The following is a 24,279-nucleotide window of genomic DNA, read 5'->3' as shown; positions in this document are numbered from 1 at the left end:
TTACTAAGAGCAAATGCCATTTCTTGTAACATGCTGGCTTTATAGCTTGCAGATAACTTGGTCCCCTATGGTATACAAACTCACAATTCCAACTCTTGTTCTGACTACGATGCTAACTGCATGCGGCGGCAGCGACAGCAATAACACGAGCGCGTCAAAGAATGTAATCGATGCATCAAGCGCTAGCTCAGTGGTTAGTTTAGGAAGCAATTACTCACTGCAATTCAGCGTGAAATCGATTGCTGCGGGTACAGACAAAAACGTGAACATTGATATTACTCAGTATGGTAATAATCTAAAATCTAGCGGCAGCTTCGCACAAGTTCACGGCATTCCTAAGCGCAATTACAAAACCCAAAACGATGCTGATATTACCTTCTCAGTGACGGCAACCAACTCAGCGGGTAAAACGTTTAACGTTGAAAATTTCGATATTTACTACGAGAACTTTAACTCAACAAAGACACCTGAAAAGCTTGCTATCGCTGAGGTTGAAAATGACATAAACAACGTCATTCGATGGAAAAAAGTGGACACTGTGACCATCAATAAGCAATTCATTATTGATGCTACTGGTGACAAATTTAATATCGACCAAATGAGACCTATGAACCTCTATGTTCGTGTTGGCAACACTTTGAGCAATGGCATCCAATTTGTTCCATCCTTCGCTCAAAGCGCCTCAGAGAGATTCTCACGAGTGCCTACAGCTGACTGTTCTGTTATCTCAAATACAACAGGTGAGCTGCTTACAAATGGCATCAAGCAACGAACTTGCGTAGAAGCTCATGGTTATAAGATCCCGCTGTTGATCGAAGATAAATCTAAAAACAATTCTGAAGCAAAAGTCGCTCACGTTAAAAACATCATGCAGTACTACCTTGATAACTTCCCCGCTGAAGTGACTAAGGCAATTTACGACAGCAAAGCGACCATGGGATTCTTTTACGATGAAGATTGGTCTGACAGAGATGGCGGTGACTTCTTAGATGAAAATTACCGCTTCCAAGATCTGTTCGCGACTGAAACTACTGACACAACAACAGGCGAGAATAAACCGGATCTAGTCACTCAAAGAGACGCTGCGTTCGAAGAGATCATTCACTTTGTTCACGATTACGGTGTGATGAACCTAGCGGTGCAATCATCTTCGTCGAAATGGGGTGTGATGCAGAAAGAGTTAGATGAACTGAATGAGAAAGCGATTCTTTCAGGCTCATACTTTCCGAACGGTAAAGACTCTACGATTGTCGAAGCAGATTTAGACGCAGAGTCATACGACCAAGAGTACCTAGCCTATTCTTTGTATGCCTACTACGACCTGAACTATAAGGGTTACAACGCGCAAGAGTTAAGTTCAGCAACGTTCACAGAGCTACAAGCGAACGACCCTGCGATGGTGAAATTTATGGAGCAGTACTTCCCGACTCGTGCGGCCCTTAAAGCTAAGTTTCCAGGTTACCCGAATAACTAGTTTGGGTCACAACTCTAATTAGCACGCACAAAAAAGCCGAATGTGATATTCACATTCGGCTTTCAAATTATCAGTTAGCGCTTACAGCTTGAAGCGGCTGATTTCGCTTTCTAGCTCGTGAGACAGTTCAGAAAGCTGCGCAGCTTGCTCTGCAGCTTGGTGTGCTTCATCTGCTAGCTCGTTAGATACGTCACGGATTCCTTCAGTATTACGAGTAATCTCAGACGTTACTGACGCTTGCTCTTCTGCAGCAGAAGCAATCTGTGTTGCCATGTCGCTGATGCGTTCAACAGCTGCATGGATTTGCGTTAGGCTTGCAGCCGCTGAGTTCGCGTCATCAACACTGGTTTCAGCAAGAGTACGGCTATCGTTCATGATGTTAACCGCTTTGCCTGTTGTACCTTGTAGCAACTCAATCGTTTGTTGAATTTCTTGCGTTGAACCGTGTGTACGTTGGCTCAGAACTCGAACTTCATCCGCTACTACTGCGAAACCACGACCTTGCTCACCGGCACGTGCAGCTTCAATAGCGGCGTTAAGTGCAAGTAGGTTCGTTTGTTCTGCAATACCTTGAATGTTAGACAAGATAGCGTTGATGCTGTTGCCGTGCTCTTCAAGCTCTAGAATCACGTTGGTTGCGATTTGAACTTCTTGAGCAAGGTTTTGGATAGAGCTTTGAGTCTGTGTTACTTGACCAGTACCGTGCTCACATGCGCCAACCGCTTCAGATGAGTTCTGTGCAGTGTGGTCTGCGTTACCTGCGATCTCTTGTGTTGCTGCAGCCATTTCGTTAACGGCTGTTGCTACCATGTTGATCTCGTCTTGTTGCATTTGGATACGAGCACTACGTTCTTCAGCTTGAGAAGCCGTTTGACGCGCTTGGTTGCCCAGCGCAGCAGATACTTCGCTTAGCTTGATCACCATGGTGTGCATGTTGCCCACAAAACGGTTGAAGTTTGCAGCAAGCTGACCAATTTCATCGTCGCTCTTAGGCTCAAGACGTTGAGTAAGGTCGCCCTCACCTGAAGCAATTTCTTCAAGTGCTGCTGAAACACGGTTTAGGTCGCGGAATAGGAAGCTTACTAACCAAGACACGAGTACGATTACGATGAGCGTAATAATGACAGCAGTGATGATCAGTTGAGTAAGTAGCGTTGAGTGGTTCGCTTCTTCTGTTGCTTTGTCCATCTGAACCGCGAAGATCCAGTTAGTGTTAGGCACCTTCGTGAAGTAAAGCAGCTTGTCTGCGCCGCGCTCTTTGATGATCTCGATGCTCCCCGTACGCACTGCGTTTTCGATGATAGGCATAGAGATATCGTTTGAAAGCTGGCTTACTGGCTTCAAGCTTAGTGCTGAATCTGGGTGTGCTAGGAATGTGCCGTCAGAGGCATCAATGAGCATTGCGTAAGCGTTGTCACCAACATCAAGGCTGATTACATCGTTAACCAATTGGTCGATAAGTACGTCTGCACCAACAACACCAACAAGTTGGCCGTTGTGGCGAACAGGTTCTGCGATCGTTACTAGCAGTGCTTTGGTGATTGCATCTTGGTAAGCCGTAGTAATGATTTGCTTACCTGCAGCGTTTGCTTCTTGGTACCAAGGACGTTGACGAGGATCGTAATCTGCACGATTACGTTCAGGATGTGAACGGTACATTCCACCTTCTGGAGTACCTAAAAAGATATCGTCAAAGCCACCCGCTACACGAGCTTGTCTCAGGAAAGGGACAACATCACCTTCTCGTGAAAACTCATTAAATGCTGATGCGATGTCAGTACGGATATCAATCCAGTTTTTAATACCTTCAGATGCTGCTTCAGATACGCTTTCAGCTCGTAGGTATACGCCATTACGAGTCTGTTCAAATAATTGGTTTGCTGATAACCAAGTCAACGCTGTAGCCATAACGACAACAGCAGATAGGCTAGCACCTATCAACTTCTGCTTTAGTGTTAGTTTCATGTCAAAGTTTCACGAGTGGTGGGAAATCCCGCGCATACTACCCAATATCAGTATTAAATTCGAGCGATTTCACAATTTAATATCGGAATATAATTTTAATCAAACCATAAGCTTACCTAATGTCAATTCCTTGGCTTGTCGCCAAATTTAAGGCGGCATTATCTCTGCGGTTATTAGAATTTTTATCGCACTTTACACGCTAAAAATGGACAAAAAACATGGTAAAGAAGAAACAAAAAAGGCAGAAGAGTTTCCTCTTCTGCCTTCATATTATTTACCACTCTACTGCGTATAAATTGCTGTAGATTTCAGCTTAAAAAGCCTAGCGCTTTTCTGTACGCATACCCATTAGCAAGCTCACACACATCAGTAATAGAATGATGGTGAATGGCAATGCTGTAGAGATTGCACCCGCTTGTAGAGCTTGTACTGCTTCAGTACCACCAACCCACAATAGAGCAACAGCAATAGCACCTTCAAGGAACGCCCAGAACACACGTTGAGGCACAGGCGTATCAACTTTACCACCCGCGGTGATGCTGTCGATTACTAGAGAGCCTGAGTCAGACGATGTAATGAAGAATACTAGAACCAATACAACCGCAATGATTGAAAGCAGAGTACCGAACGGCAGTGCATCAAACATTTGGAACATTGCTAGTGATACATCCGTTAGGCCGTCTTGACCAAGAATACCAACGTTATTCACGATTTGGTCAATCGCCATGCCACCGAATACTGACATCCAAATGATAGTCACTGTAGTCGGTACAATCAGTACTGCTGTGATGAACTCACGAACGGTACGACCTTTAGAAACACGTGCGATAAACATACCTACGAATGGAGACCATGAGATCCACCAAGCCCAGTAGAATACAGTCCAACCGTGCATCCACGTTTCATCTTCACGACCGTGAGGGTTACTTAGCGGAATGATGTTTTCAATGTATGCCATCAATGTTGTTGGGATAGAACCTAAAGTCACCGCGTAGCCAATTAGAGCCACTAAGATAAGCAGTAGGAAAGCAACCAACATGTTGATGTTACTGATAACTTTAACGCCACCATCAATACCGCGAAGTACTGATACTACCGCCAATAAAGTCACCGCTGTAATCACAATAACTTGCAGACCTAAGCCCGCTTCAATGCCGAATACATGCTGAATACCACTTGCCGCTTGTTGTGCACCAAGACCTAACGATGTCGCCAGACCAAATAGCGTTGCAAGTACAGCAAGAATATCAACAATGTGACCTGCCCAGCCCCAAGCTCTATCACCTAAAATTGGGTAAAAGATAGAACGGATAGAAAGAGGCAGTCCCTTGTTGTAAGAGAAAAACGCAAGTGACAGTGCTACTACGCCATAAATAGCCCAAGGGTGTAGACCCCAGTGATACATGGTTGCACCCAATGCCAGTTTTGCAGCTTCTGGTGTGTTTGGTTCAACACCTAACGGAGTTTCAAACCAACCCGTGAAGTAAGCAGCAGGCTCAGCCACACTCCAGAACATCAAGCCGATACCCATACCTGCGGCAAACAGCATCGATAGCCAAGAGATGAATGAGTAATCTGCCGTCGCATCAACACCACCAAGGCGGATTTTGCCGTATGGAGAAACAATCAAGCCCAAGCAGAAAATTACGAAAATATTACCCGACCAGATGAAAAGCCAATCAAACGAATTGATAATCTGGCCTTTAACGCCATCTAGTGCAGCCTTTGCTGAAGCGGTATCTGTAATAAGAACACCGATCAGGAACAAAGCGATAAGTCCCGCACTGATACCAAATACTGGGTTATGAACATCAAAACCCCATTTTTGGACGTTATCTTGACCGACAGTGTAATCCGTACTGTCGATACTGTATTTATCTATACCTTTAGTCATTATCCCTCTCTACGGAATACTATTAGGGTCTATTGACCTCGTATTCCTTACTTACCTGCGACTTAATCACAAACTCGAACCTACGATCCAAGTAGTACAAGCTGTTGTCACAATAATTCAAATACTTGGATGTCTGAAGTTTAGCAGGTTAACTTGTTGTTTTCAGTAAACCAGAATCGGTTCGATGGAATTTCAAACAATATTCACGTAATTACTCAAGTTTATGACGAAAAAAAGGTCGACCCTGTCGACCTTTTTATCAAAAATACTTTTAACTCAAAGCATTTTGGTGCTTAACCAATTGATTTTCAGTTCGTAAACCTAGCAATAAGCTTAGGCACATAAGCAATAATATGAAGGCAAATGGTAGCGCCATTGATACCGTTCCAGCTTGCAGTGCTTGAATAGATTCCGTACCACCAACCCATAGTAGAACCGCTGCAATCGCGCCGCCCATCAACGCCCAAAATACACGTTGTGGAACCGGAGCATCCACTTTACCGCCAGAGGTAATGCTATCGATAACCAATGAGCCTGAATCAGACGAGGTGATAAAGAACACCATAATCAAACCAATCGATACCACTGACAGCACAGAGCTCATTGGCAGTGCATCGTAAGTGTGGAAAAGAGAAAGTGTAATATCTTGCAGACCATTCATACCAATCTCGCCCACCTTGTTCGCCACTTGATCAATCGCGATACCACCGAAAATAGCCATCCAGATAATGATTACAGTCGTTGGAATGAACAATACAGCAACGATGAATTCACGAATCGTACGACCTTTAGAGATACGAGCGATGAACATGCCGACGAATGGTGACCAAGACATCCACCACGCCCAGTAGAATACCGTCCAACCTTGCATCCACGTTTCATCATCACGACCATGAGGATTACTTAAAGGAATGAAGTTTTCAATGTAGCCCATTAGCGCGGTTGGGATTGCTTTAATGCCCGCCATGCCACCAGCGATGGTAACGAAGATAAGCAAGCCCAAAGCAACCAGCATGTTCACATTACTCAGAAGCTTTACGCCACCGTTGATACCACGAACCACTGACATTGTTGCTAAGAAAGTGACCACAGCGATAACAATCAGCTGCATGCCAATCCCGCCATCGGTACCAAATACATGGTTAATACCACTTGTTGCTTGTTGAGCACCTAAGCCCAGTGAAGTTGCAAGGCCAAATAGTGTTGCAAGTACAGCGACGATATCAACGATATGACCAAACCAACCCCAAGTTCTATCACCCAAAATAGGATAGAAAATAGAGCGGATTGATAGAGGTAAACCTTTATTGAAGGTGAAGAAAGCAAGCGCTAAAGCAACAACAGCGTAAATCGCCCAACCGTGTAGACCCCAGTTGTAGATGGTTGCACCAAGCGCCAACTTAGCCGCTTCAGGAGAGTATGCTTCAACACCTAATGGCGTTTCATACCAGCCAGTGAAGTAAGCCACTGGCTCAGCCACACCCCAGAACATTAAACCAATACCCATTCCCGCGGCGAATAACATCGACATCCAAGATAGGTTAGAGTGCTCTGCTTTGGCATCATTGCCACCAATACGTATCTTGCCATACGGGGAGACAATGAGGGCAAAACAGAAAATTACGAAGATGTTTGCTGCCCACATGAAGAAACCATCGAAGTTACCAATGACTTTCCATTTGATTCCATCAAGCGCCGCTTTTGCGGTTTCAGGGTCTGCGACTAGAAGTGCCAACAGGAAGATAATGATCGCCCCTGCACTGATTCCAAATACTGGGTTATGAACATCAAAACCCCATTTCTGAACGTTATCTTGTCCTACTGTATAATCGGTATTTTCAATACTATACCTATCTTTTACAGGCTCCATGCTTCCTCTCTAATTTGCAGCGCACAGTTTGCAACATTGCATTCGGCGCTTAAATTTCGAAAAGAAGAATATCAACCTGTCGCAAAAATACTAAAAAAACCTCCATAAAGGAGGCGTAAATTACACATTTAGTAATTAAATTACACATTTAACGTAATTTAGCGTAAGATCAGTCCACAAGCCCGGAGCTGACCGCATATTTTGCAAGCTCTGCCGTAGAGTGAATATCGAGCTTATGCTTAATATTTTGCCTATGGGTTTCTACCGTTCGATAGCTGATATTCAGCGCCTTCGCGACCTCTTTACTGCTCTCCCCTTTTGCGACTAATTTCAGCACAGCCTCTTCACGTCTGCTCAATGGATTCTTGACCGATGGCGTAGGAGTAATCGGCTGAGTAAACAAATTCTGCGTGACTTTTTCACAGAAATAGGTCGAGCCTTGATTGACCGTTTTGATTGCCTGCACCATTTTTTCAGCCGAAATCTCTTTCAACATGTAACCGACAGCCCCCGACTGCATCACCTTCATGATGTATTCACGGTTATTATGCATGGTCAGCATCAGTACCTTGGCTTCTGGGTCTTCTTCTTTGATCAGATGGGTGGCATCAATGCCATTCATGATAGGCATGCTGATATCCATCAACACGACATCAGGGCGCAGAGACTTAACCACCTCTACCGCTTCTAGCCCATTACTGGCGGTACCTATCACGCTAATATCTGGCTCGAGTTCCAATCTCGCCATAAAGCCATCCAGTACCACTTGGTGATCATCAGCAATCACAACTCGAATAACTTCACTCATTCATTAATCCCTCTAGTGTCAGTAACACTGTAATTTCCGTTCCGAGGCCAATCTCACTCATCAATTCAAAGTCACCACCGATGAACTCCACTCGCTCTCTCATGTTACGCAGCCCGATCCCTCGTTTTTCCATCGCTTTATAGGTGTTGAAACCGACACCGTTATCTTGAATCAATAGCTGCAGCACATTACCAATTTGCTGCGCGATAACCGTTACTTTGGTCGCTTGCGCGTGTTTCTCGATGTTATTCAGCGACTCTTGCACTACGCGATATAAGGTTGTCGCAGCCTCAGATTTCAGCTTGCCCTGTTGAGTGCTAAACAAGGTTTCTACTTCAATACCCGAGTGCGCCTGAAAATCTAATAACAGCGAAGACAGCGCCGCTTCTAAGCCTATGTCATCCAACGAACTTGGGCGAAGTTGATGCGAGATGTGCCTCACTTCCTCGATCGCTCGCATCAGTGAATGCTGCGACTTATTCAAATGTGCTTTGAGGTCTTCATTTTGTAGCTTATTACCGAGCAGTTCTAAGTGGCAACGACTCGACACTAATAATTGGTTAATACCATCATGTAGTTCACGTGCTAGATGCTTCTTCTCGTCTTCTTGGAACATCACCGTCTTATGCGCCAGTTCCTTTAGGTTGTTATCCGCAATCCGATGTTCATGCATGTTAATGGCCAAGGTCAGCACGATGATGACCGCGACCGTCACGCTCAAAATCACCACAATCGAAAAGAACGTGGTTTCAATATTATTATTAATCTCAGCCTGCATCGAAGCCACTTCTTGGTGTACATCTTCAATATACAAGCCGGTGCCAATCATCCAGTCCCATCGCTCTAACCAAGCAGCGTAGCTCAACTTAGACACCACCTCACCCGTCGACGGCTTTTGCCACAAATACTGGTGAAACCCACCTCCGGTTTGCGCCTCTCTTAACAGAGCCTCTATCAGAAAGTCGCCATCTTCATCTTGCAGTTGGAGTAGGTTTTGGCCTATCAATTCTGGCTGAATTGGATGAACCAAGTTGGTCCCGTGGCGATCGTATGCGAAGAAATACCCATCAGAGCCATATCTAAGTTTAGACAATATGGTTCGAACTTTTTTTTTGGCTTGGGCTTCTTGGATATTTGGATCGTTATAGACGTGTTCTATGGCGTCGAATGCGAGGTCAACCGTGTCTTTGAGGGCGTTTTCACGCGACTTGATTAGGCTGTCTCTAAAGATCTCGACTTCTTTAGCACCTAACGTCTTAGTCTGGTGCAGCGAGATCCAACTAATACTCGCCGTTACCAGCAGCAACGGGAGCAGCGTCAGCAAAATCAGCTTGGCTTTTAGAGGCATTCCTTTCCCTCACAAAAAACGGCTTAATGAACATCAATAAGCCGTTTTACTTTAGCAATTTATAGATAGCCGTTGAAACATATCATTCACATTCTTGGCTTCACTCACATTCCATAGAAAGATGGGAAAGCGAGAAGTGATCCAAGTACGAGGATTTGAATCAGAATGAACGGCATCACGCCTCGGTAGATGTCCTTAGTTGTCACACCTTTAGGTGCTACGCCTTTTAGATAGAACAGACTAAAACCAAATGGCGGCGTTAAGAATGAGGTTTGCAGGTTCATCGCAATAAGGATAGCGAACCAAGTCATATTGATGCCCATCAGTTCAGCAACAGGCGCAATGATCGGCACGATGATGAAACAGATCTCTACGAAGTCGATAAAGAAACCCAAAATCAAAATCACCAACATGGTAATGATCAGGAAGCCCCATTTCTCACCTGGCAGTTGTAGCATCCACTCTTCAACCAGATAGTCACCACCAGTGTAGGTAAACGCCATTGAGAATGCCGTTGCACCCAGCAAGATAGCAAATACCATCGCCGTTACTTTCACCGTCTCTTTCGACGCGTCATACACCATCGACCAACTAAACTGACCGTAAAGCAGTGCAAGTATCATCGCACCCGCGCCACCTAATGCCGCTGACTCTGTTGGCGTAGCAACACCTGCGAAGATAGAGCCGAGTACAACAATAATGAGTGCTAAAGGGGGAAGAATCGCTTTCAGTGCATTAAACACTTCTTGCTTACGGCTGATGGAGTCATCACGTTCAATCGGTTGAGCCGCTTCAGGGTGTAGCTTCGCGTATATCAAGATATAAACGATGTACGCGCCGACCAGCATCACGCCGGGCCAAATCGCCGCTTGGAACAAGTCGCCTACTGGAACACCTAGAACGTCACCCAATAGAATCAATACGATGGATGGTGGAATGATCTGCCCTAGCGTACCAGACGCACAAATAGTGCCGCAGGCTAAGCCTTTGTCGTAATTGTACTTGAGCATTACTGGTAACGAGATAAGACCCATCGCCACTACCGAAGCTCCTACTACGCCAGTAGAAGCAGCAAGCAGTGAACCTACCAGTACCGTCGAGATTGCGATACCACCACGCACACCACCAAACAGTCGCCCCATTGACTCAAGCAACTGCTCAGCAAGCTTAGTCTTTTGCAGAACAAGCCCCATGAAAACAAACAATGGAACGGCCATCAGCACCGTGTTTTCCATGATTGATTGAATTCGATATGGCATGAAGGCAAACATTTCGATGCCTTCAGCCCAAACACCAAAGATTAACGCGATACCACCAAAGGTGAACGCCACTGGGAAGCCAAGTAAAAGTGCAAACAAGGCTACGAAAAACATTACTATTCCAATCATGTTCAGCCTCTACTTATTCTTTGTGTGAGTATTGTTTGCATGGATAAGGTGCGGATTAAAAATCTTGTTCAGCGAATGCAGAATCAAACCAACGCCACTGAGTGCCATTAAGAAGAATGACAGCGGGATCATGGCTTTGATGATCCAGCGATATGGCAAACCACCCGGGTCACCTGAGGTTTCGCCGAGGTTATAGCTCTCTTTGGCCACATCAATACCAAACCAAGCAACCAGCAAACAGAAAGGCATCAGAAAGATAAGTGTGCCGAGCAGGTCAATAATCGCTTGCGCCTTGAAGCTCAGTTGCTCGTAGAACACATCCACTCGAACATGACCACCAGCCTTGATGGCATAAGGAACACCTAATAGGAAAACGGCTGAGAAGAGGTGCCATTCCATTTCTTGGAAAGCGATTGAGACATCATTGAAGGCATATCTCATGACAACGTCATACACAACGTTGGCGATAAGTAGAATAAACAACATACTGGAAAGCCATCCCAGTGCATCACCGATACGATTAAACACGCGTTCAATATAAATTAGACTTCGCATTCCCGACTCCATGGAATTTGAAAAGACATCTTGCAGTACAGCTAACCCAACTAAAAACAATTCAGTTTATAGCTAGCAATAGGCACGACGTAGAAAGGGTTCTTGAGCGTAATACAGGATTTATCCTGCTTAGTTATTATGTTTAAAATGAACCCGCCGCTTAATCACTCTTAGTTACCTAACAAGAAAAGCTTTGGGTTCATTTAACTTCAGTTCAACAACAGTCGATTATTTCGCTTGGCTATTTAGATAAGCTCTGTGTGAAATATCCGTCCATGAACGTACTTGCTCTAGGTAAGCTGCTTGTGAAGCTTGAATCTCTTTTGCCAATGCATCTTTCTCAGCGTGCTCAGCAAGAAGACGATCGTTCGCTTCTTTCAGTGCAGACATTACCTCTGGCGGGAAATCTTTTACTTGTACATCTGGGTACTCTGTCTTCATTGAAACCCAGTTCTTACCACTTTCGTGCGTAGCTTGTGTGTACATGTCGTAAGCCGCTGTACGCATGGCAACACGCAAGATCTCTTGTAGGTCTTCAGGAAGCTTGTTCCATGTACGCTTATTCACTAGGAATTGAAGCTCTGAACCCGGCTCATGCCAACCTGTGTAGTAGTAAGGCGCGATTTTGTGGAAACCCATACGTAGATCAAGTGATGGGCCTACCCACTCCAGTGCATCGATTGTGCGACGCTCCAAAGAGGTGTAAAGCTCACCTGGGGCAATGTTTGTCGGCTTAGCGCCTAGCTCTGCAAGAATCTCACCCGCAAAGCCAGGGATTCGCATTTTCAGACCTTGTAGATCTTCAACGCTGTTGATCTCTTTTTGAAACCACCCCCCCATCTGAATATCCGTGTTACCACCTGGGAACGACATCAAGTTATGTGGAGAGTAAACCTGCTCCATCAACTCCATACCGCCACCGTGATAGAACCACGCGTATTGTTCTGCTGGCGTCATACCGAAAGGCATAGAAGTGAAGTAAAGAGTGTTTGGAACTTTACCTTTCCAGTAGTAAGAGCCTGAGTGACCCATGTCGTATTGACCAGACTTAACCATGTCAAAAACGCCTAGAGGGGCTTTGTGTTTGTTTGCTGAATCGATTCTGATTTGCAGTCGACCATTCGACATCTTCTCAGCCATCGCCGCCATGTTTTTGGTTGCATCACCGAAAACGGGGAAGTTTGGTCCCCAAGTTTCCGCAAGTTTTAAACGGTAAACCTTATCAGCGGCTGTAGCACCAGTAGCGACCAAAGCTAAACAAGCCGCAGCAGTTACTGCAACGTTTTTAAAAACTCGTGTGAGGGAGTTAGAAATGAGACTCATGTTCACGTCCTTTGTTGGGTTAACACTCTTTCTATGAGCATTTTTTATGATTCAACATAAGAGTGCACCGTGATGAGGCAACAAGATATCAGGGAGAGCACGCACGACGGACATACACAAACTGCGTATTAGACCAAAGGATTACGTAGAACTACGTAGGAGATGATTGGGTAATGTCGATTTTAAAGGATTAAGCTCATTCATCAGAAAAATGCTTATTGATAAATACCTAAGTATTAATAATTAAATACTCTTAACAATTGATTGCCATTTCGTGATGAAGCTCTATTCATTGCTGTATTTTAGGGAAAGCAATCAAGGCTTTGCTCTCTTATTCTACCTAGCTAACGCCCTACTTTAGTGCTTGCTGATTCGAAGCTCAGACACGAGACAACAGTAATCAGTTAAGCCGTATATCGAATTGGAAGTGAGATTATAGAGCCTAGGTTTAGGCTTGAGTTTAGATTTGGGCTTGGGCTTGGGCTTGGGCTTGGGCTTGGCATAATGTGCCAGATACAAAAAAGCCTCGAAAATCGAGGCTTAAAAACTTAACGAAGCGAATGTAATCCCACAGGATTAGATAGCTTTGTAGATAACCTTGTTACCTGCTAGCTGCTCTTTCGCTACTAGGTTTTCTTCAAGAAGTTTTTTCAATGCGCCTGTTGCCCATGAAGCTGCTTTCGCGTCTTCTTGACCAGCTTCTAGGCCGATACCTTTAGGGTTAATGCCTTCAGCATTGCTAACAACGATGTCTAGAACTTGTTGTTGCTTAGGAGTCAGTGCTACTGCAACTTCTTTAGTTGCTGCTACTGCTTTCTCTACCGCTGGTTTTGCTGCTACAGTTTTTTCTGCTACAACTTTCTCTGCGACAGGCTTCGCTTTTTTCGGCGTTGCCACTGCTTTAACTACAGCCGCTTTAGTGCGTTTCTGCAGTTTAGCCTGCACCTTACGCTTATGAGCAAGTCTCATTGAATATTTCTCCAGTTCACTGCTCTTTTCGCAGTGGTGAAAATTTGAAGCGCGATTTATACCAAAAAACAGGAGCTATTTGTAGAGTGAAGCGTCGAAAGTCGACGAAAAATACCGATATTGTCTACTAGCGTCTATTATTTAAACATCGACTTATCAATTCAGGGTCATATACACTGGTTATCCATCCAGACAAAAATATGAAAACTTGGTGTTGCCTATGGACGCTCGTCACCTTAGTAATTTCTCTTTGCCTTCATTCACTCGCTCATACCGTATCCTCGCGGTTATTTTAGGCTTCATTTGCTTGATCGTTGCGCTTTACAGTGACAATCCAAAGTTACTGATCGTGGGTGCTTTTTGCAGTATTGCTCTTCTGGGAACCGGCTACTATTTGATGCTGCGCAGCCAAGTGATGTTCACACTCACCCCGACTCATTTTCAACAGCACTTTTACAAAGGGGGTTGGGTTTTAAAATGGAGTAACATCCAAAAAATTGGTCTTTGTACCTATGAACAAGATGGTTGGCATCAGCCCCTGCCGTGGGTCGGAATTAAGGTAAAAGATTACTCGCCCTACCTCGATTCGATTTGTCCTAAAATCACGTGTGAATTATTGCTCAGCCAACGAGCACTTTTGTACTTAGGAGCCAAGCAAGCAGGCAAAGAGTCCAACTTTGAGGATATGGTTCTCGACTCATCGCATTACCATGCGCGTTGTACTGAAAGTGGCTGTGTCGAACTAAGCCAATATAAAGAGTCACAGAATACCGACGACGTTAATTTCAACGATAACCAATCACAAAACAACCTTGATTCACCGAATGAAACAAACAATCAAAACGCGGTGATTAAAGACTATTCTGGCTTACAGGCGATGCTTGCTAACAGAATGAAGTATCAAAGGGGTTTCCACGGTTATGACATTTTCATATCAACCCATGATTTGAATATGAGTGGAGAAGAGTTTGTGGGGCTGGCTCGACGCTACTTGGCTGCCGCTGAACGCCTGTCTGATTAAGGTTTACCAGTAAGTTCACACGCAACAAAAAAGCTTAGCTTTCAGGACAAAAACTAAGCTTCATTTTCAATCAATCGACACAAATAATCGGTCGGACAATCAAAGATTTAATTAGTACAGAGGCATTTCATCTGCGACGAACGGGTTTGATGCACGCTCGCGACCGAATGTCGATTCAGGACCATGGCCCGGAACGAATGTTACGTCACTGCCTAGTGGCCAAAGCTTAGTCTTGATTGAAGAGATAAGCGTATTGAAATCACCTTGTGGGAAGTCAGTACGGCCAATTGCGCCATTGAACAACACATCACCCACAAATGCTAAACGAGCTTGCTCGCTGAACAGTACAACGTGACCTGGCGTGTGGCCCGGTGTGTGAATCACATCGATAACTTGATTACCAAAAGTGACTTTGTCGCCCTCTTCTAACCAAGTGTTTGGTTCAAAAGCTTTACACAGTGGGAAACCAAACATCTGACTTTGATTCTCTAGACCTTGTAGCCAGAAGTTGTCTGCCTTATGTGGGCCAACAATATTCACCTTCAAGATCTCAGCAAGTGGTACCGTACCGCCAACATGATCTAAGTGACCGTGCGTCAGTACCAAGTTCACAACCTTAACACCGAGCTCTTCAATGATAGCCGCGAGTTGTTGAACATCACCGCCCGGATCGACAACGATGCCTTCCATGGTTTCATCACACCACACAATCGAGCAGTTCTGAGAGAAAGAGGTAACAGGTACAACTTGATACTTAAGAGACATATACAAACCTTAAAGAGCGAATCTGGTGAACAACTCGAATATCGCTATGTTATTGGTAACAAACCCAACAATAACAAACTAAACAGCAACAAACTGAGCAGCAATAAACCGAGTTATTGGAACAAACTGAAATTTGGGCAAACTATGACATTGGATGTCTACTTTGACAAGTGCCTACCGTATCACTCAATAGCTCAGCTTAGCTCTACCAGCTGCGGACTGGACCAGTATCGATATGGATAAAGTTGCTACGCGCATAATAACCGACACCACCCGCGTTCAAGCTTTTCGCTACGTCTCTCAGCTCTTTAAGGTCAACGCCATTGATACGGAAATCGATCGCTTTACCTAGCATGTGGTAACTCTTCTTTGCGACACCACTCGACTTAGAACGAAGGGCTTCATTAGTCGCCGGAGAACGATAACCAGAGATCACCTGAACTTCTTTTTGAATACCCAACACGTTTTGAATCTGAGTGATCTGATCAAACAGGTTCTTATCCATTGGGTGGATTTCATTGCGACGGAAATCGCGACACAGTTTGCTAAGGCGTGCCATCTCGTCACCAACATAGTTAGTGCCATCGAAATAACAAGTCTCTAATCGTTCACCAGTGTGAAGATTGTTCATGCTAATCGTTCTTGGTTGATCCGGGTATGAAGCAAAAGCGATAGAAGGAGTAAGAGAGGCGACAACAGCAGTACCACCAGCGTAAGTCAGAAACTGACGGCGTGAAAATAAACTTTGAGACATACAGCAAAAAAACCAATTAGATCGAACGAAAAATGCACGATACATAATGGAATTTGCTGCGTCAACGTACAAAAACCGCGCAAAACGTTAGTATTTGTAACCTTTACACGGTTAGTTATTGATACTCATTATAATTTTATCAATAGAAGCTTGGTTGTCATTTTTCGGTCAAGATCACCTTTATTGGTCATGTTTTAATCAACCACCCTCTTTATCATATTGGTAGATATCGCCGCGGTATTGTATACCTCCTTCTTCAAACAACACGGTTTGATAGATGATGTGCACTGGAATTCGCTTCTTGAGACGAACCTTGGTATTCGGGGCAAGGTTGCTATTTTGGTTCGGTACCTTCCTTACCTTGGTCGCAAACAACAACTCAGCCAGTTCTTCTGCATGCTCAACACGTATGCAACCTGAGCTATAAGCTCGGAAGTCGTCATTAAACAGACCTTTACTTGGTGTATCGTGCAGATAGATCGCGCGCTTATTGGGAGTGTTGAACTTATACAAGCCTAGTGCGTTGCGTGAGCCTGCCTGCTGACGCATTCGATATGGGAAAGAATTGAAGTTGATGGTCTGCCAATCTATCTCGGTGGTGTCGACGGTTTCCATTGAACGCCAACCGTCAATCACTTGGAAGTTGTTCGTTTCAAGATAGCTTTCGTCGGCTTTTACTTTGGGCAGGATGTCTTTGACCATGATTTTCCATGGCACGTTCCAAGTCGGGTTTAGAATGACCGAATCTAGGTTTATCTCTAAAAGCGGCGTTTTTCGCGATTTTCTGCCTACCACGACTTTAGACTCAAACACCTCTTCGCCATCTTCCCAATACTTCATATCAAAGCTAGGCACGTTGACCACGATAAGAGAGTCTCTGTCTCTTGGCCACAAACGAACGCGTTCTGCATTCAGAGCCAAAGAACTCAACCGATCATCAAAACCCATGTTGATCCATTTGATCGTGTCTGGCCCGATGATCCCATCATCCGTAAGACCGTGCATGCGTTGGAAAGATTTAATCGCCTTTTGCAGATCTCGATCGAACTCAGGGAAATCGACCGCGATCATCGAGGTATCAACGCCGACCAATGCAATACGCTCAACCAAAGTCGCTTTGTCCGAGAGCGAGTCTCCCAAGCGTTTCAATCCTTTCTGTCTGTATCGTTCTATATTGAGTTCAGACGCGGTTTCCAACACGGAATAGGTCGCCTTAAATTGGTCAAAATCCCCGACAGGCGGCGCGTAAGACAACACCATCTCCAATAAGTAATCATTAGCAACGCTGCTTTTCAGTCTCATCAGAATATGCGGCGAAGGTGGCGGCAACTTAGAATGCAGCTTACCCGAGAAGTACCATTCTTTACCGGCAAGCGGCGCGTTTTCAACGTAGCTTAGGTAATAGATAAAGGTATCGGTGAGTAAGATGTCTAACTCTTGCCATTGACGACGAGATTGATACTGGCGGATTTGCTTGAGTTGTCGTTCAAAAAGCGGTGCCATTTGCGCTTGTTCAAGAAGCGACAATTGGAACTCAAACGCTTTAACCAGCTCAGGAGAATCCCAAAGGATAGGCAGAGAAGTGTCTTGATAGATACTCTGTGTGAGCTCTGGATATATAAGCATGTAAGAGAGTTCTGAATCAGCCGGAATGAAGCGGCTCTCGTCAGAACTCGTATAGCTCCATGCATGCACAGAGACTAAAACTAGTAATCCACAGAAGTATTTCGCGAACATGCTTAACTCCATCATCAATCATCCCATAAGTATGGCAAAGATATAGGAGTAAGCATGTTATTTTTAAGCGGCTTTATAAATCAGATAGAACTCCAATGGTTATCCCACTGGACCGATGATTGCAGAGTTGATTTCTCATAAGGCTTGCGCTGGCTAACCACACTGCCCGCCCCAGAGCTGAGTCGAAACTCTCCATCAAGTAACACAGCACCAGAGGCATCCGACAGTGCAGACAGCTCGACTAATTCTTTGCTCTCTTTAGACCAAATACCGTAGCAATTCCCTCTTGGCGAGGTCGCGATAATCCAATCATCTGACGCCGCAATACTTGCGATGTAGTGATTGAATCTTGCCCATTGCTCAGGCTCTGCGTTCAGTGATTCAAACTGCCCACCTTTGGTATGCATCGCCAAAAGCGAAGGATACTCGTCTGGCTCACCACGATATTGCTGACCACAAAGCACAGTTTCAGCACCATCATGGGCTAAGTGTCGAATACTCAGCTTCTTGTCTAGCAGTTCAACCTGATCAAGTAACACGCCTTCAGGAGAAACATAACTCAAACTAGGCAGCATTGAATCGAGGTTTTTCGGTGTTCTGCCATCAGTATGAACGCCACCAACACCAATCGCGAGATTACCATCAGGCATGATGATCACTTCATGTGGGCCGATACCGAAACCAGTGAACTCTTCGACCTTACGATAGCCTTGCGCGACATCGTAAACGCCAATCACGCCTTGGCTGGTGTCCGTTTTACCTTCAGTGGCATACAGTAACTTACCATCCAATGAGTAAACGCCATGACCATAGAAGTGGCGGTTGTTACCTTTCACTGTCATTTTGATCTGCTGACCACTTTTATAGTCAAACACCATAAAATAGTCACCAGGACGACGAGCAAAAACCACCGCATGCGATGAGGTTGGGCAAATAGCAACGCCATGTCCACGATCTGGGATTGGTAGTTGACTCATTGGCATTCCAAATTCGTCAGCCACAACCGCTGAATATTGACCTCGCCCATTCAGCGCACAACCAATCAGTTGGGGATCGTTCGACGCACTCGCCTCATCCTTTCGAGTCGCACAGCCAAACGGAAGCAATGGAACAGCTGCACAACCTAGTGCAGCCTTGAGTAGCGATCTTCGCGTATTATCAGTCACCATCGGTAGCATTAAATCCTATTACCACGCCAAGCTCTATCGCTACTTCTTCATGAATCAGGTACTTCAAACGTTCTAGTTTGTTGTATTGAGTCAGCACATCTCGGTAGCCTTCTTTACTCTGCAGTAACTCAAACAAGCTTGAGTCTGTAGGCCAAGTATCTAAGGTTAGAGTGAACTGGGCTGCAACACGATCGGCAAGGTCATTTAAGCCCTTTTCTCTCAATAAACCATCAAGACCATTACCATCAGCTAAGTACAATTTCTCTAGCGCCGCTACGTTCGCTTTCAACTGAGTCATTGAGGTTTGAGCGCGCCAAGATTCCGAGAAATATGGGCGTGGATGACCAATTTTAGCCATTGGGCGACTCAGCTTTTTCATGCTGTAATCAAGTTGGTTAGTCAGTAAAGCGATGTATTCAGATTCCCAACGCATCTCGTCTAACGCTAACCAAGGGTTAACCTGCCAAGCCTCAGCAATAGAGGCCGATTTCATCGCCAAGTTTTGTGCAATAGCTTGTGAAGATAGACAGCCAGACGCTTTATCTTGCAGTAGTGGAGATTGCTCGTCGTACAGAGACCACTCGAGCGCACCTAGTCCTTGAACCGTCACACTCTGTTGAGCAATTTCATCTTGAGACCAAGCTTTATCTTGCTGAGTCAGCTGACGCATTTTTAGGCCGGTAGTGTTCTTTTTGTCTGGCCAGAATTGAACATTCCAGCTCTCTTCTAATGCCGCTGTTGGGCCTCTCTCTTGTCCTTGCAGTGCCATCCAACTGTTCATAGTGAGCTGCCACTGATTTTTCAAAGTATCTAACTCAACATCATTAGTTTGGCAGTACCCTTGCATCAAGACTTCCAGCTCGTTGGCTTGCTTGGCGAATAGGACGGCAGAATCAAACTCCTGCTGATAAACACTGCGACTAATATGATTGGTTGTGTCTGCTTGATAAGAGACACCGTTAACCTCAGATGGAGCGGCTTGCTCACCCGATGATTGACAGCCTGCTATGACTAATACCGATAAAGGCATTAACAAAAATTTACGTGCCATGCTGTTACCTTACTTCCTAGTTTTTCTTTTAATTATATGAGTTCAATAAATATGAAACGACCGCTGACCTCGTATTGCTACAAGTTCAGCGGTAGTCAGTCTTTTGTTAGCGGCTTTCTTAAGTAACTAAGCCGTTGGCTTAACTGAATTCAAGACAGCCTATAATGAGTCCAAAAACGCTAGTAGTGCTTCGCGTTCACTGCTACTCAAAGCTAATACTTTTTGTTTTGCCATTTCAGCTTCGCCACCATGCCAAAGTACTGCTTCCATAACGTTTCTTGCGCGACCGTCATGAAGTAAGAACGTATGACCATTCACTTCTTTGGTATAACCTAATCCCCAAAGTGGTGTGGTACGCCACTCTTGGCCGTTGGCAAGATATTCTGGGCGATTGTCGGCTAAACCTTCACCCATATCATGCAAAAGCATATCGGTGTATGGGCTAATCAACTGTTTCGAAAGAGCAGGCAGACCTTCACGCTCTGCTGTGCGAATTTCAGCTTGGTGACAGCTTTGACAACCAATCTCTTTGAACAGCTTTTTACCTTGAACAACCGTTGGGTTATCGACATTACGACGAATAGGTACCGCGAGATGCTGCGAATAAAACTCAACAAAATCTAAGATGTTGTCGCTGACTTCAGGCTCGCCACCATTTGGAAAATCATCACAAGTTGATTGCGCTGATGTGCAGTTTTCATTCGGGAATAAGCTGCTTGTCAGGCCTAAGTCACCGTTAAATGCCGCCGCGTTTTGCTGCATTAAGTTTGGCTGCCCGGCTTTCCAACCAAAACGACCTAGCGCCATTTCATTGGTTTGAACATCAAGAACATAGTTAGCTTTACCCGACACACCTTGCTTGTCAGCCAATTGCTGCTCTGCAAATCCTAGAATCGTTTCTTTTGGAATACTCTCAAGCAGACCAAGGCCAATCATTGGCGGCGCGACTCGAGCTGAGAATTCTGTTTTAGGGTGCATTTCACCGAAAGCAAGATCGGTGATCTTTAAAGTGGGTTTACGCAGAGTAACGACTGTGCCGTCTTTGAATTCAACAGGAACATCCGTGTAGCTAATGTTCACTTTGCCCTCTGGTTTTACCCCTTGAAGTGCAAAATCTTGTAGCTGGCCGCCGTACGTCGGCTCAGGAATACCACCATCTCGAATGAAGGCTTGCCTCTGTTCTGGCGTTTCCGCTGGAATGCTTAAGCGAACCAACATTGAAACCGCATTCTCATCGCCTTTTTCTGGCGCGTGACCTCGGCCATCTTTGATATGACAGTTTTGGCAGCCGTTGGTGTTAAACAGTGGGCCAAGACCATCACGAGCATCGGTTGATGAAGGTGCGGGTACCCAAGGGTTTCTAAAAAAGCTGTTACCTACGCTGAAATCTAAGCGTTTACTCATGGGTAGGTTAGCAGCAGGAAGAGAAAAAGCGTTCGCTCCCTCTTTCTTCACGGTCGTTTTGCCACCAGAGTAGGTTTCATGGGCGTGTAGCGGAGATAAGAAAAACAGTGCGGTTAATAGTGAGGCTGAGAGATACGACTTCATACATTGCCTTGCTGTGCTTTTGATTTTAGTTTTTATGTGGGAGTGACTTTTTTGAGTAGCAAACAATTAAGGGCCCAATGAGAGCCCTTATATTTATGTTCGGCTCGGGTTCTTAGAACTCGTGATCCGCTGTGTCTGGGTTTAGGCTATCAATGCCAATCACACCCGCAGCACGCTCAATAGCCGCTGTTTGAGATACTAGCGCAACAATTGTTTTATTAACTAGCGCGTTACCCGCAGCATTGTCAGCAGCGATTAGCTGATCGAAGTGCTGGTTGTTTTTCTCTGCAGACGTTACTAGTTCGCCTACTTGTGCACGCGCTAAGTCAAACTGCTTTTGAATCTCTTTCGCAGCTTGCTCATCTTTTTGCTCTACTAGGTCGAACAGGCTTGGACCTGAAAGCAGAGTACCATCTTCACGCTTGTATAGACCCGTGTAAACGTTGTAGATGCCTTGCTCGTTGTAGTAGTGAGAGTTGTGCGTGTTATCAGAGAAACAATCGTGCTCGTCTTCAGTAGAGTTTGCTTCTAGTGCAACCTTCATACGCTCACCCGCTAGCTCACCTAGAGACAGTGAACCCATGCCGAATAGCATTTTACGAAGACCATTTTCACTTGATTCAGAAAGAAGCTCTTGGCGGTAGTTGCCTTTCTCACCTTCAGCCCACTGCTTTTCCATCCACTCTAGGTCTTGAATAAGTAGCTCAGCAGATGCTTTTAGGTATGCGCCACGACGGTCACAGTTACCGTTAGTACACTCATCGCCAACAACGAAATCAGTGTAAGCACGCTCACCTGCACCGCTGTTTGTGCCGTTTAAATCCTGGCCCCAAAGTAGGAATTCAATCGCGTGGTAGCCAGACGCTACGTTCGCTTCAGAACCGCCGATCTCGTTCAAGTCTGCGATTAACTCTGGAGTAATGTTGGTTGCATCAACGGTAGTCTGACCAATTTGGAAAGTCTTGTTAGCCACGATGTTTGCGCTAGCGCCTTCGTTACCAAGTTCATATTGGTAATCAGTCGAAACGTAATCAATCAGGCCTTCATCTAGTGGCCATGCGTTCAGTTGGCCTTCCCAATCATCAACAACAGCGTTGCCGAAGCGGAATACTTCTGACTGTTGGTATGGTACGCGAGACTCAAGCCAAGCTTGTTTTACTTGTTCGAAGTTGCTAGCAGAAGGAGAAGCTAAGAAGGTATCAATAGAAGAGTTCAACGCTTTTGCTGTAATTACTGAATCTGCAAACACTGCATGCGCAATATCTGCGTAATGTTCTACAACTTGATCTTGAGTTACTGCTGCGAAAGAAGAAGCAGAGGCAAAAATGAGTGACGAAGTTACGGCTTTTGTCACTAAAGATTTAATGGTCATGAAGCATCCTTGTTGAGCTTTAAATTATTATTCGTAGTAATAGTGCAAACCATTATCATTTACACTACGGATTAAAATAATACAAACTTACAATTTTATTGCAAGATAAATACAAAAAAACCTCACATTTGTGAGGTCTTTGAACATTTTTGTGTTATGCGCAACAAAGGAGGCTAATCAGATATCCAGGTTATGCTTACCGTGTGAGACTTTCGCCTTCAGATAGCTTTCATTACCCGACTTGATATGAGCAGAGGTATTCACCACTTCTTCAATCTCAATACCAAAGGATTTTAGCTCATTGATCTTCTTAGGGTTGTTGGTGACTAAGCGGATTTTTGTAGTCCCTAAAGCGCGTAGCATTTCAGCAGCTTCAGTAAAATCGCGTAGGTCATCGCCAAAACCTAGGTGGTTGTTGGCTTCATAGGTGTTCATGCCTTCGCTTTGCAGACGGTACGCATCAATTTTGTTGTACAAACCAATACCACGACCTTCTTGACGAAGATAAAGGATCACGCCACCCGTCTCACCCATAATTCTAATGGTTTCGTCTAGCTGTTCGCCACAGTCACATCGAGAAGAATGGAAAACATCACCAGTAAGACACTCAGAGTGCATACGAACAAGAGGTATGTCTTGCGTTTTATCTGCTGATTTAAATATCACAGCAACATGCTCTTTATCTGTTTTCAATCCATGAAAAGACAGAAGTTCAGCATCAATACTGCTTGTTACCCCTACTTTGAAATCTATTCTGGCACGTACTTCCGCCATAGCTATACTCACTTGAAAATTCGATGTATTTAACAACACTACATGATATGTCTAGGCAATATTTTGTAGTGGACTATCTAATGATAGACACTATGAGGCTGTTAACAATTTTTTTCAAGGTCGACCTCGTACAAATTGTTATAATATAACAATTATTTTTCAAGTAAGAAAAAACCCCACATTGGGATGACCAACATGGGGTTATAAATTAATCAGTTGCGGCTAAAACTGCATTTTTACTGAACGCTCAACTTACTTGAGTTTGCTTCCAGATGACAAGTTGCACCCAAGCATTCTCTAATTCAGTTAGCTCTTCTTGCGTAAGCGTAGAAATGCTCGACTTAGCACTGTATCTCTCTGCCCATTTATCTGACTGGACACGAGTATGGAACTCTTTCTTTAAATTTGAGATTACGTTATCCACAGATACATCCTTATATAGCAGTGCTTAGCCTTTATAATCGGTTAATGTTACAAAATACAGGTCAATTGGT

The 24,279-nt window shown here is 44.7% G+C and carries 20 protein-coding genes; 2 read left to right on the top strand and 18 right to left on the bottom strand.

All coding sequences use genetic code 11. From position 1 onward, the window contains the following. The first annotated feature begins 67 nt into the window (after positions 1-67). Positions 68-1,474 carry a hypothetical protein gene (locus tag OCV20_RS06635; protein WP_086774878.1) on the top strand — a complete coding sequence of 469 codons (1,407 nt, stop codon included), beginning with the start codon at positions 68-70 and terminating at the stop codon, positions 1,472-1,474. 81 nt (positions 1,475-1,555) lie between these two features. Here OCV20_RS06635 and OCV20_RS06630 read toward each other — a convergent pair whose 3' ends face one another. From OCV20_RS06630 to OCV20_RS06590, 9 genes are all read right to left on the bottom strand, one after another. Next, positions 1,556-3,439 carry a methyl-accepting chemotaxis protein gene (locus OCV20_RS06630; RefSeq protein ID WP_048613181.1) on the bottom strand — a complete coding sequence of 628 codons (1,884 nt, stop codon included), beginning with the start codon at positions 3,437-3,439 and terminating at the stop codon, positions 1,556-1,558. 322 nt (positions 3,440-3,761) lie between these two features. Next, a complete protein-coding gene (locus OCV20_RS06625) occupies positions 3,762-5,333 on the bottom strand; it encodes a BCCT family transporter (RefSeq protein WP_048607163.1) in 1,572 nt (523 codons plus the stop codon). Positions 5,334-5,604: 271 nt separating this feature from the next. Next, complete coding sequence (locus tag OCV20_RS06620) at positions 5,605-7,203, bottom strand: BCCT family transporter (RefSeq protein WP_048607166.1); 1,599 nt, start codon at positions 7,201-7,203, stop codon at positions 5,605-5,607. A gap of 169 nt (positions 7,204-7,372) precedes the next feature. Further along, entirely contained in the window at positions 7,373-8,011 is a 639-nt protein-coding gene (locus OCV20_RS06615) for a response regulator transcription factor (RefSeq protein ID WP_017060961.1), read from the bottom strand. Then, on the bottom strand, positions 8,004-9,359 hold the full coding sequence (locus OCV20_RS06610) for a cache domain-containing protein (RefSeq protein WP_086774879.1): 1,356 nt from the start codon (positions 9,357-9,359) through the stop codon (positions 8,004-8,006). Before OCV20_RS06610 ends, OCV20_RS06615 begins: the two co-directional genes overlap by 8 nt. A 104-nt stretch (positions 9,360-9,463) precedes the next feature. Then, entirely contained in the window at positions 9,464-10,747 is a 1,284-nt protein-coding gene (locus OCV20_RS06605) for a TRAP transporter large permease (protein WP_019821215.1), read from the bottom strand. Positions 10,748-10,756: 9 nt separating this feature from the next. Next, positions 10,757-11,302, bottom strand: a complete 546-nt coding sequence (locus OCV20_RS06600; protein WP_029405356.1) for a TRAP transporter small permease subunit — start codon at positions 11,300-11,302, stop codon at positions 10,757-10,759. A 228-nt stretch (positions 11,303-11,530) separates the two neighbouring features. Next, complete coding sequence (locus OCV20_RS06595; RefSeq protein ID WP_050052955.1) at positions 11,531-12,625, bottom strand: TRAP transporter substrate-binding protein; 1,095 nt, start codon at positions 12,623-12,625, stop codon at positions 11,531-11,533. Positions 12,626-13,201: 576 nt separating this feature from the next. Further along, entirely contained in the window at positions 13,202-13,594 is a 393-nt protein-coding gene (locus OCV20_RS06590) for a hypothetical protein (protein WP_017060956.1), read from the bottom strand. A 220-nt stretch (positions 13,595-13,814) separates the two neighbouring features. Between OCV20_RS06590 and OCV20_RS06585 the strand changes: the two genes are divergently transcribed. Then, on the top strand, positions 13,815-14,615 hold the full coding sequence (locus OCV20_RS06585; RefSeq protein ID WP_086774880.1) for a DUF2982 domain-containing protein: 801 nt from the start codon (positions 13,815-13,817) through the stop codon (positions 14,613-14,615). Positions 14,616-14,726: 111 nt separating this feature from the next. On the opposite strand, the gene OCV20_RS06580 is transcribed toward OCV20_RS06585, so the two are convergent. The 9 genes from OCV20_RS06580 to OCV20_RS06540 all read right to left on the bottom strand — a co-directional run bounded on the left by OCV20_RS06580 (position 14,727) and on the right by OCV20_RS06540 (position 24,209). After that, positions 14,727-15,380, bottom strand: a complete 654-nt coding sequence (locus tag OCV20_RS06580; RefSeq protein ID WP_050643845.1) for an MBL fold metallo-hydrolase — start codon at positions 15,378-15,380, stop codon at positions 14,727-14,729. Positions 15,381-15,585: 205 nt separating this feature from the next. Beyond that, positions 15,586-16,134, bottom strand: a complete 549-nt coding sequence (mepK, locus tag OCV20_RS06575) for a peptidoglycan L,D-endopeptidase MepK (protein ID WP_086774881.1) — start codon at positions 16,132-16,134, stop codon at positions 15,586-15,588. Positions 16,135-16,332: 198 nt separating this feature from the next. Next, positions 16,333-17,871, bottom strand: a complete 1,539-nt coding sequence (locus OCV20_RS06570) for a L,D-transpeptidase family protein (RefSeq protein WP_050621241.1) — start codon at positions 17,869-17,871, stop codon at positions 16,333-16,335. Between the two features lie 80 nt (positions 17,872-17,951). Next, positions 17,952-19,040 carry a DUF1513 domain-containing protein gene (locus tag OCV20_RS06565; protein WP_086774882.1) on the bottom strand — a complete coding sequence of 363 codons (1,089 nt, stop codon included), beginning with the start codon at positions 19,038-19,040 and terminating at the stop codon, positions 17,952-17,954. Continuing rightward, the gene (locus tag OCV20_RS06560) at positions 19,030-20,091 is read right to left on the bottom strand and encodes an imelysin family protein (protein ID WP_086774883.1); all 1,062 of its coding nucleotides are present in this window, start codon (positions 20,089-20,091) and stop codon (positions 19,030-19,032) included. The genes OCV20_RS06565 and OCV20_RS06560 overlap by 11 nt, the downstream gene beginning before the upstream one ends. 159 nt (positions 20,092-20,250) lie before the next feature. Continuing rightward, positions 20,251-21,639, bottom strand: coding sequence for a di-heme oxidoreductase family protein (locus OCV20_RS06555; protein ID WP_086774884.1), 1,389 nt, complete (start codon positions 21,637-21,639; stop codon positions 20,251-20,253). A 112-nt stretch (positions 21,640-21,751) separates the two neighbouring features. Continuing rightward, positions 21,752-23,011: an imelysin family protein gene (locus OCV20_RS06550; RefSeq protein ID WP_086774885.1), complete on the bottom strand. Its 1,260-nt coding sequence runs from the start codon at positions 23,009-23,011 to the stop codon at positions 21,752-21,754. 177 nt (positions 23,012-23,188) lie between these two features. Further along, positions 23,189-23,785 (bottom strand): GTP cyclohydrolase II, encoded by a 597-nt coding sequence (locus OCV20_RS06545; protein ID WP_009848836.1) that lies wholly within the window; start codon positions 23,783-23,785, stop codon positions 23,189-23,191. 247 nt (positions 23,786-24,032) lie between these two features. Further along, a complete protein-coding gene (locus OCV20_RS06540) occupies positions 24,033-24,209 on the bottom strand; it encodes a hypothetical protein (RefSeq protein ID WP_017632056.1) in 177 nt (58 codons plus the stop codon). Positions 24,210-24,279: the final 70 nt, after the last annotated feature.

Source organism: Vibrio coralliirubri, assembly GCF_024347375.1.
GTDB classification, from domain to species: domain Bacteria; phylum Pseudomonadota; class Gammaproteobacteria; order Enterobacterales; family Vibrionaceae; genus Vibrio; species Vibrio coralliirubri.
This window is presented reverse-complemented; position numbering and strand designations above follow the sequence as displayed.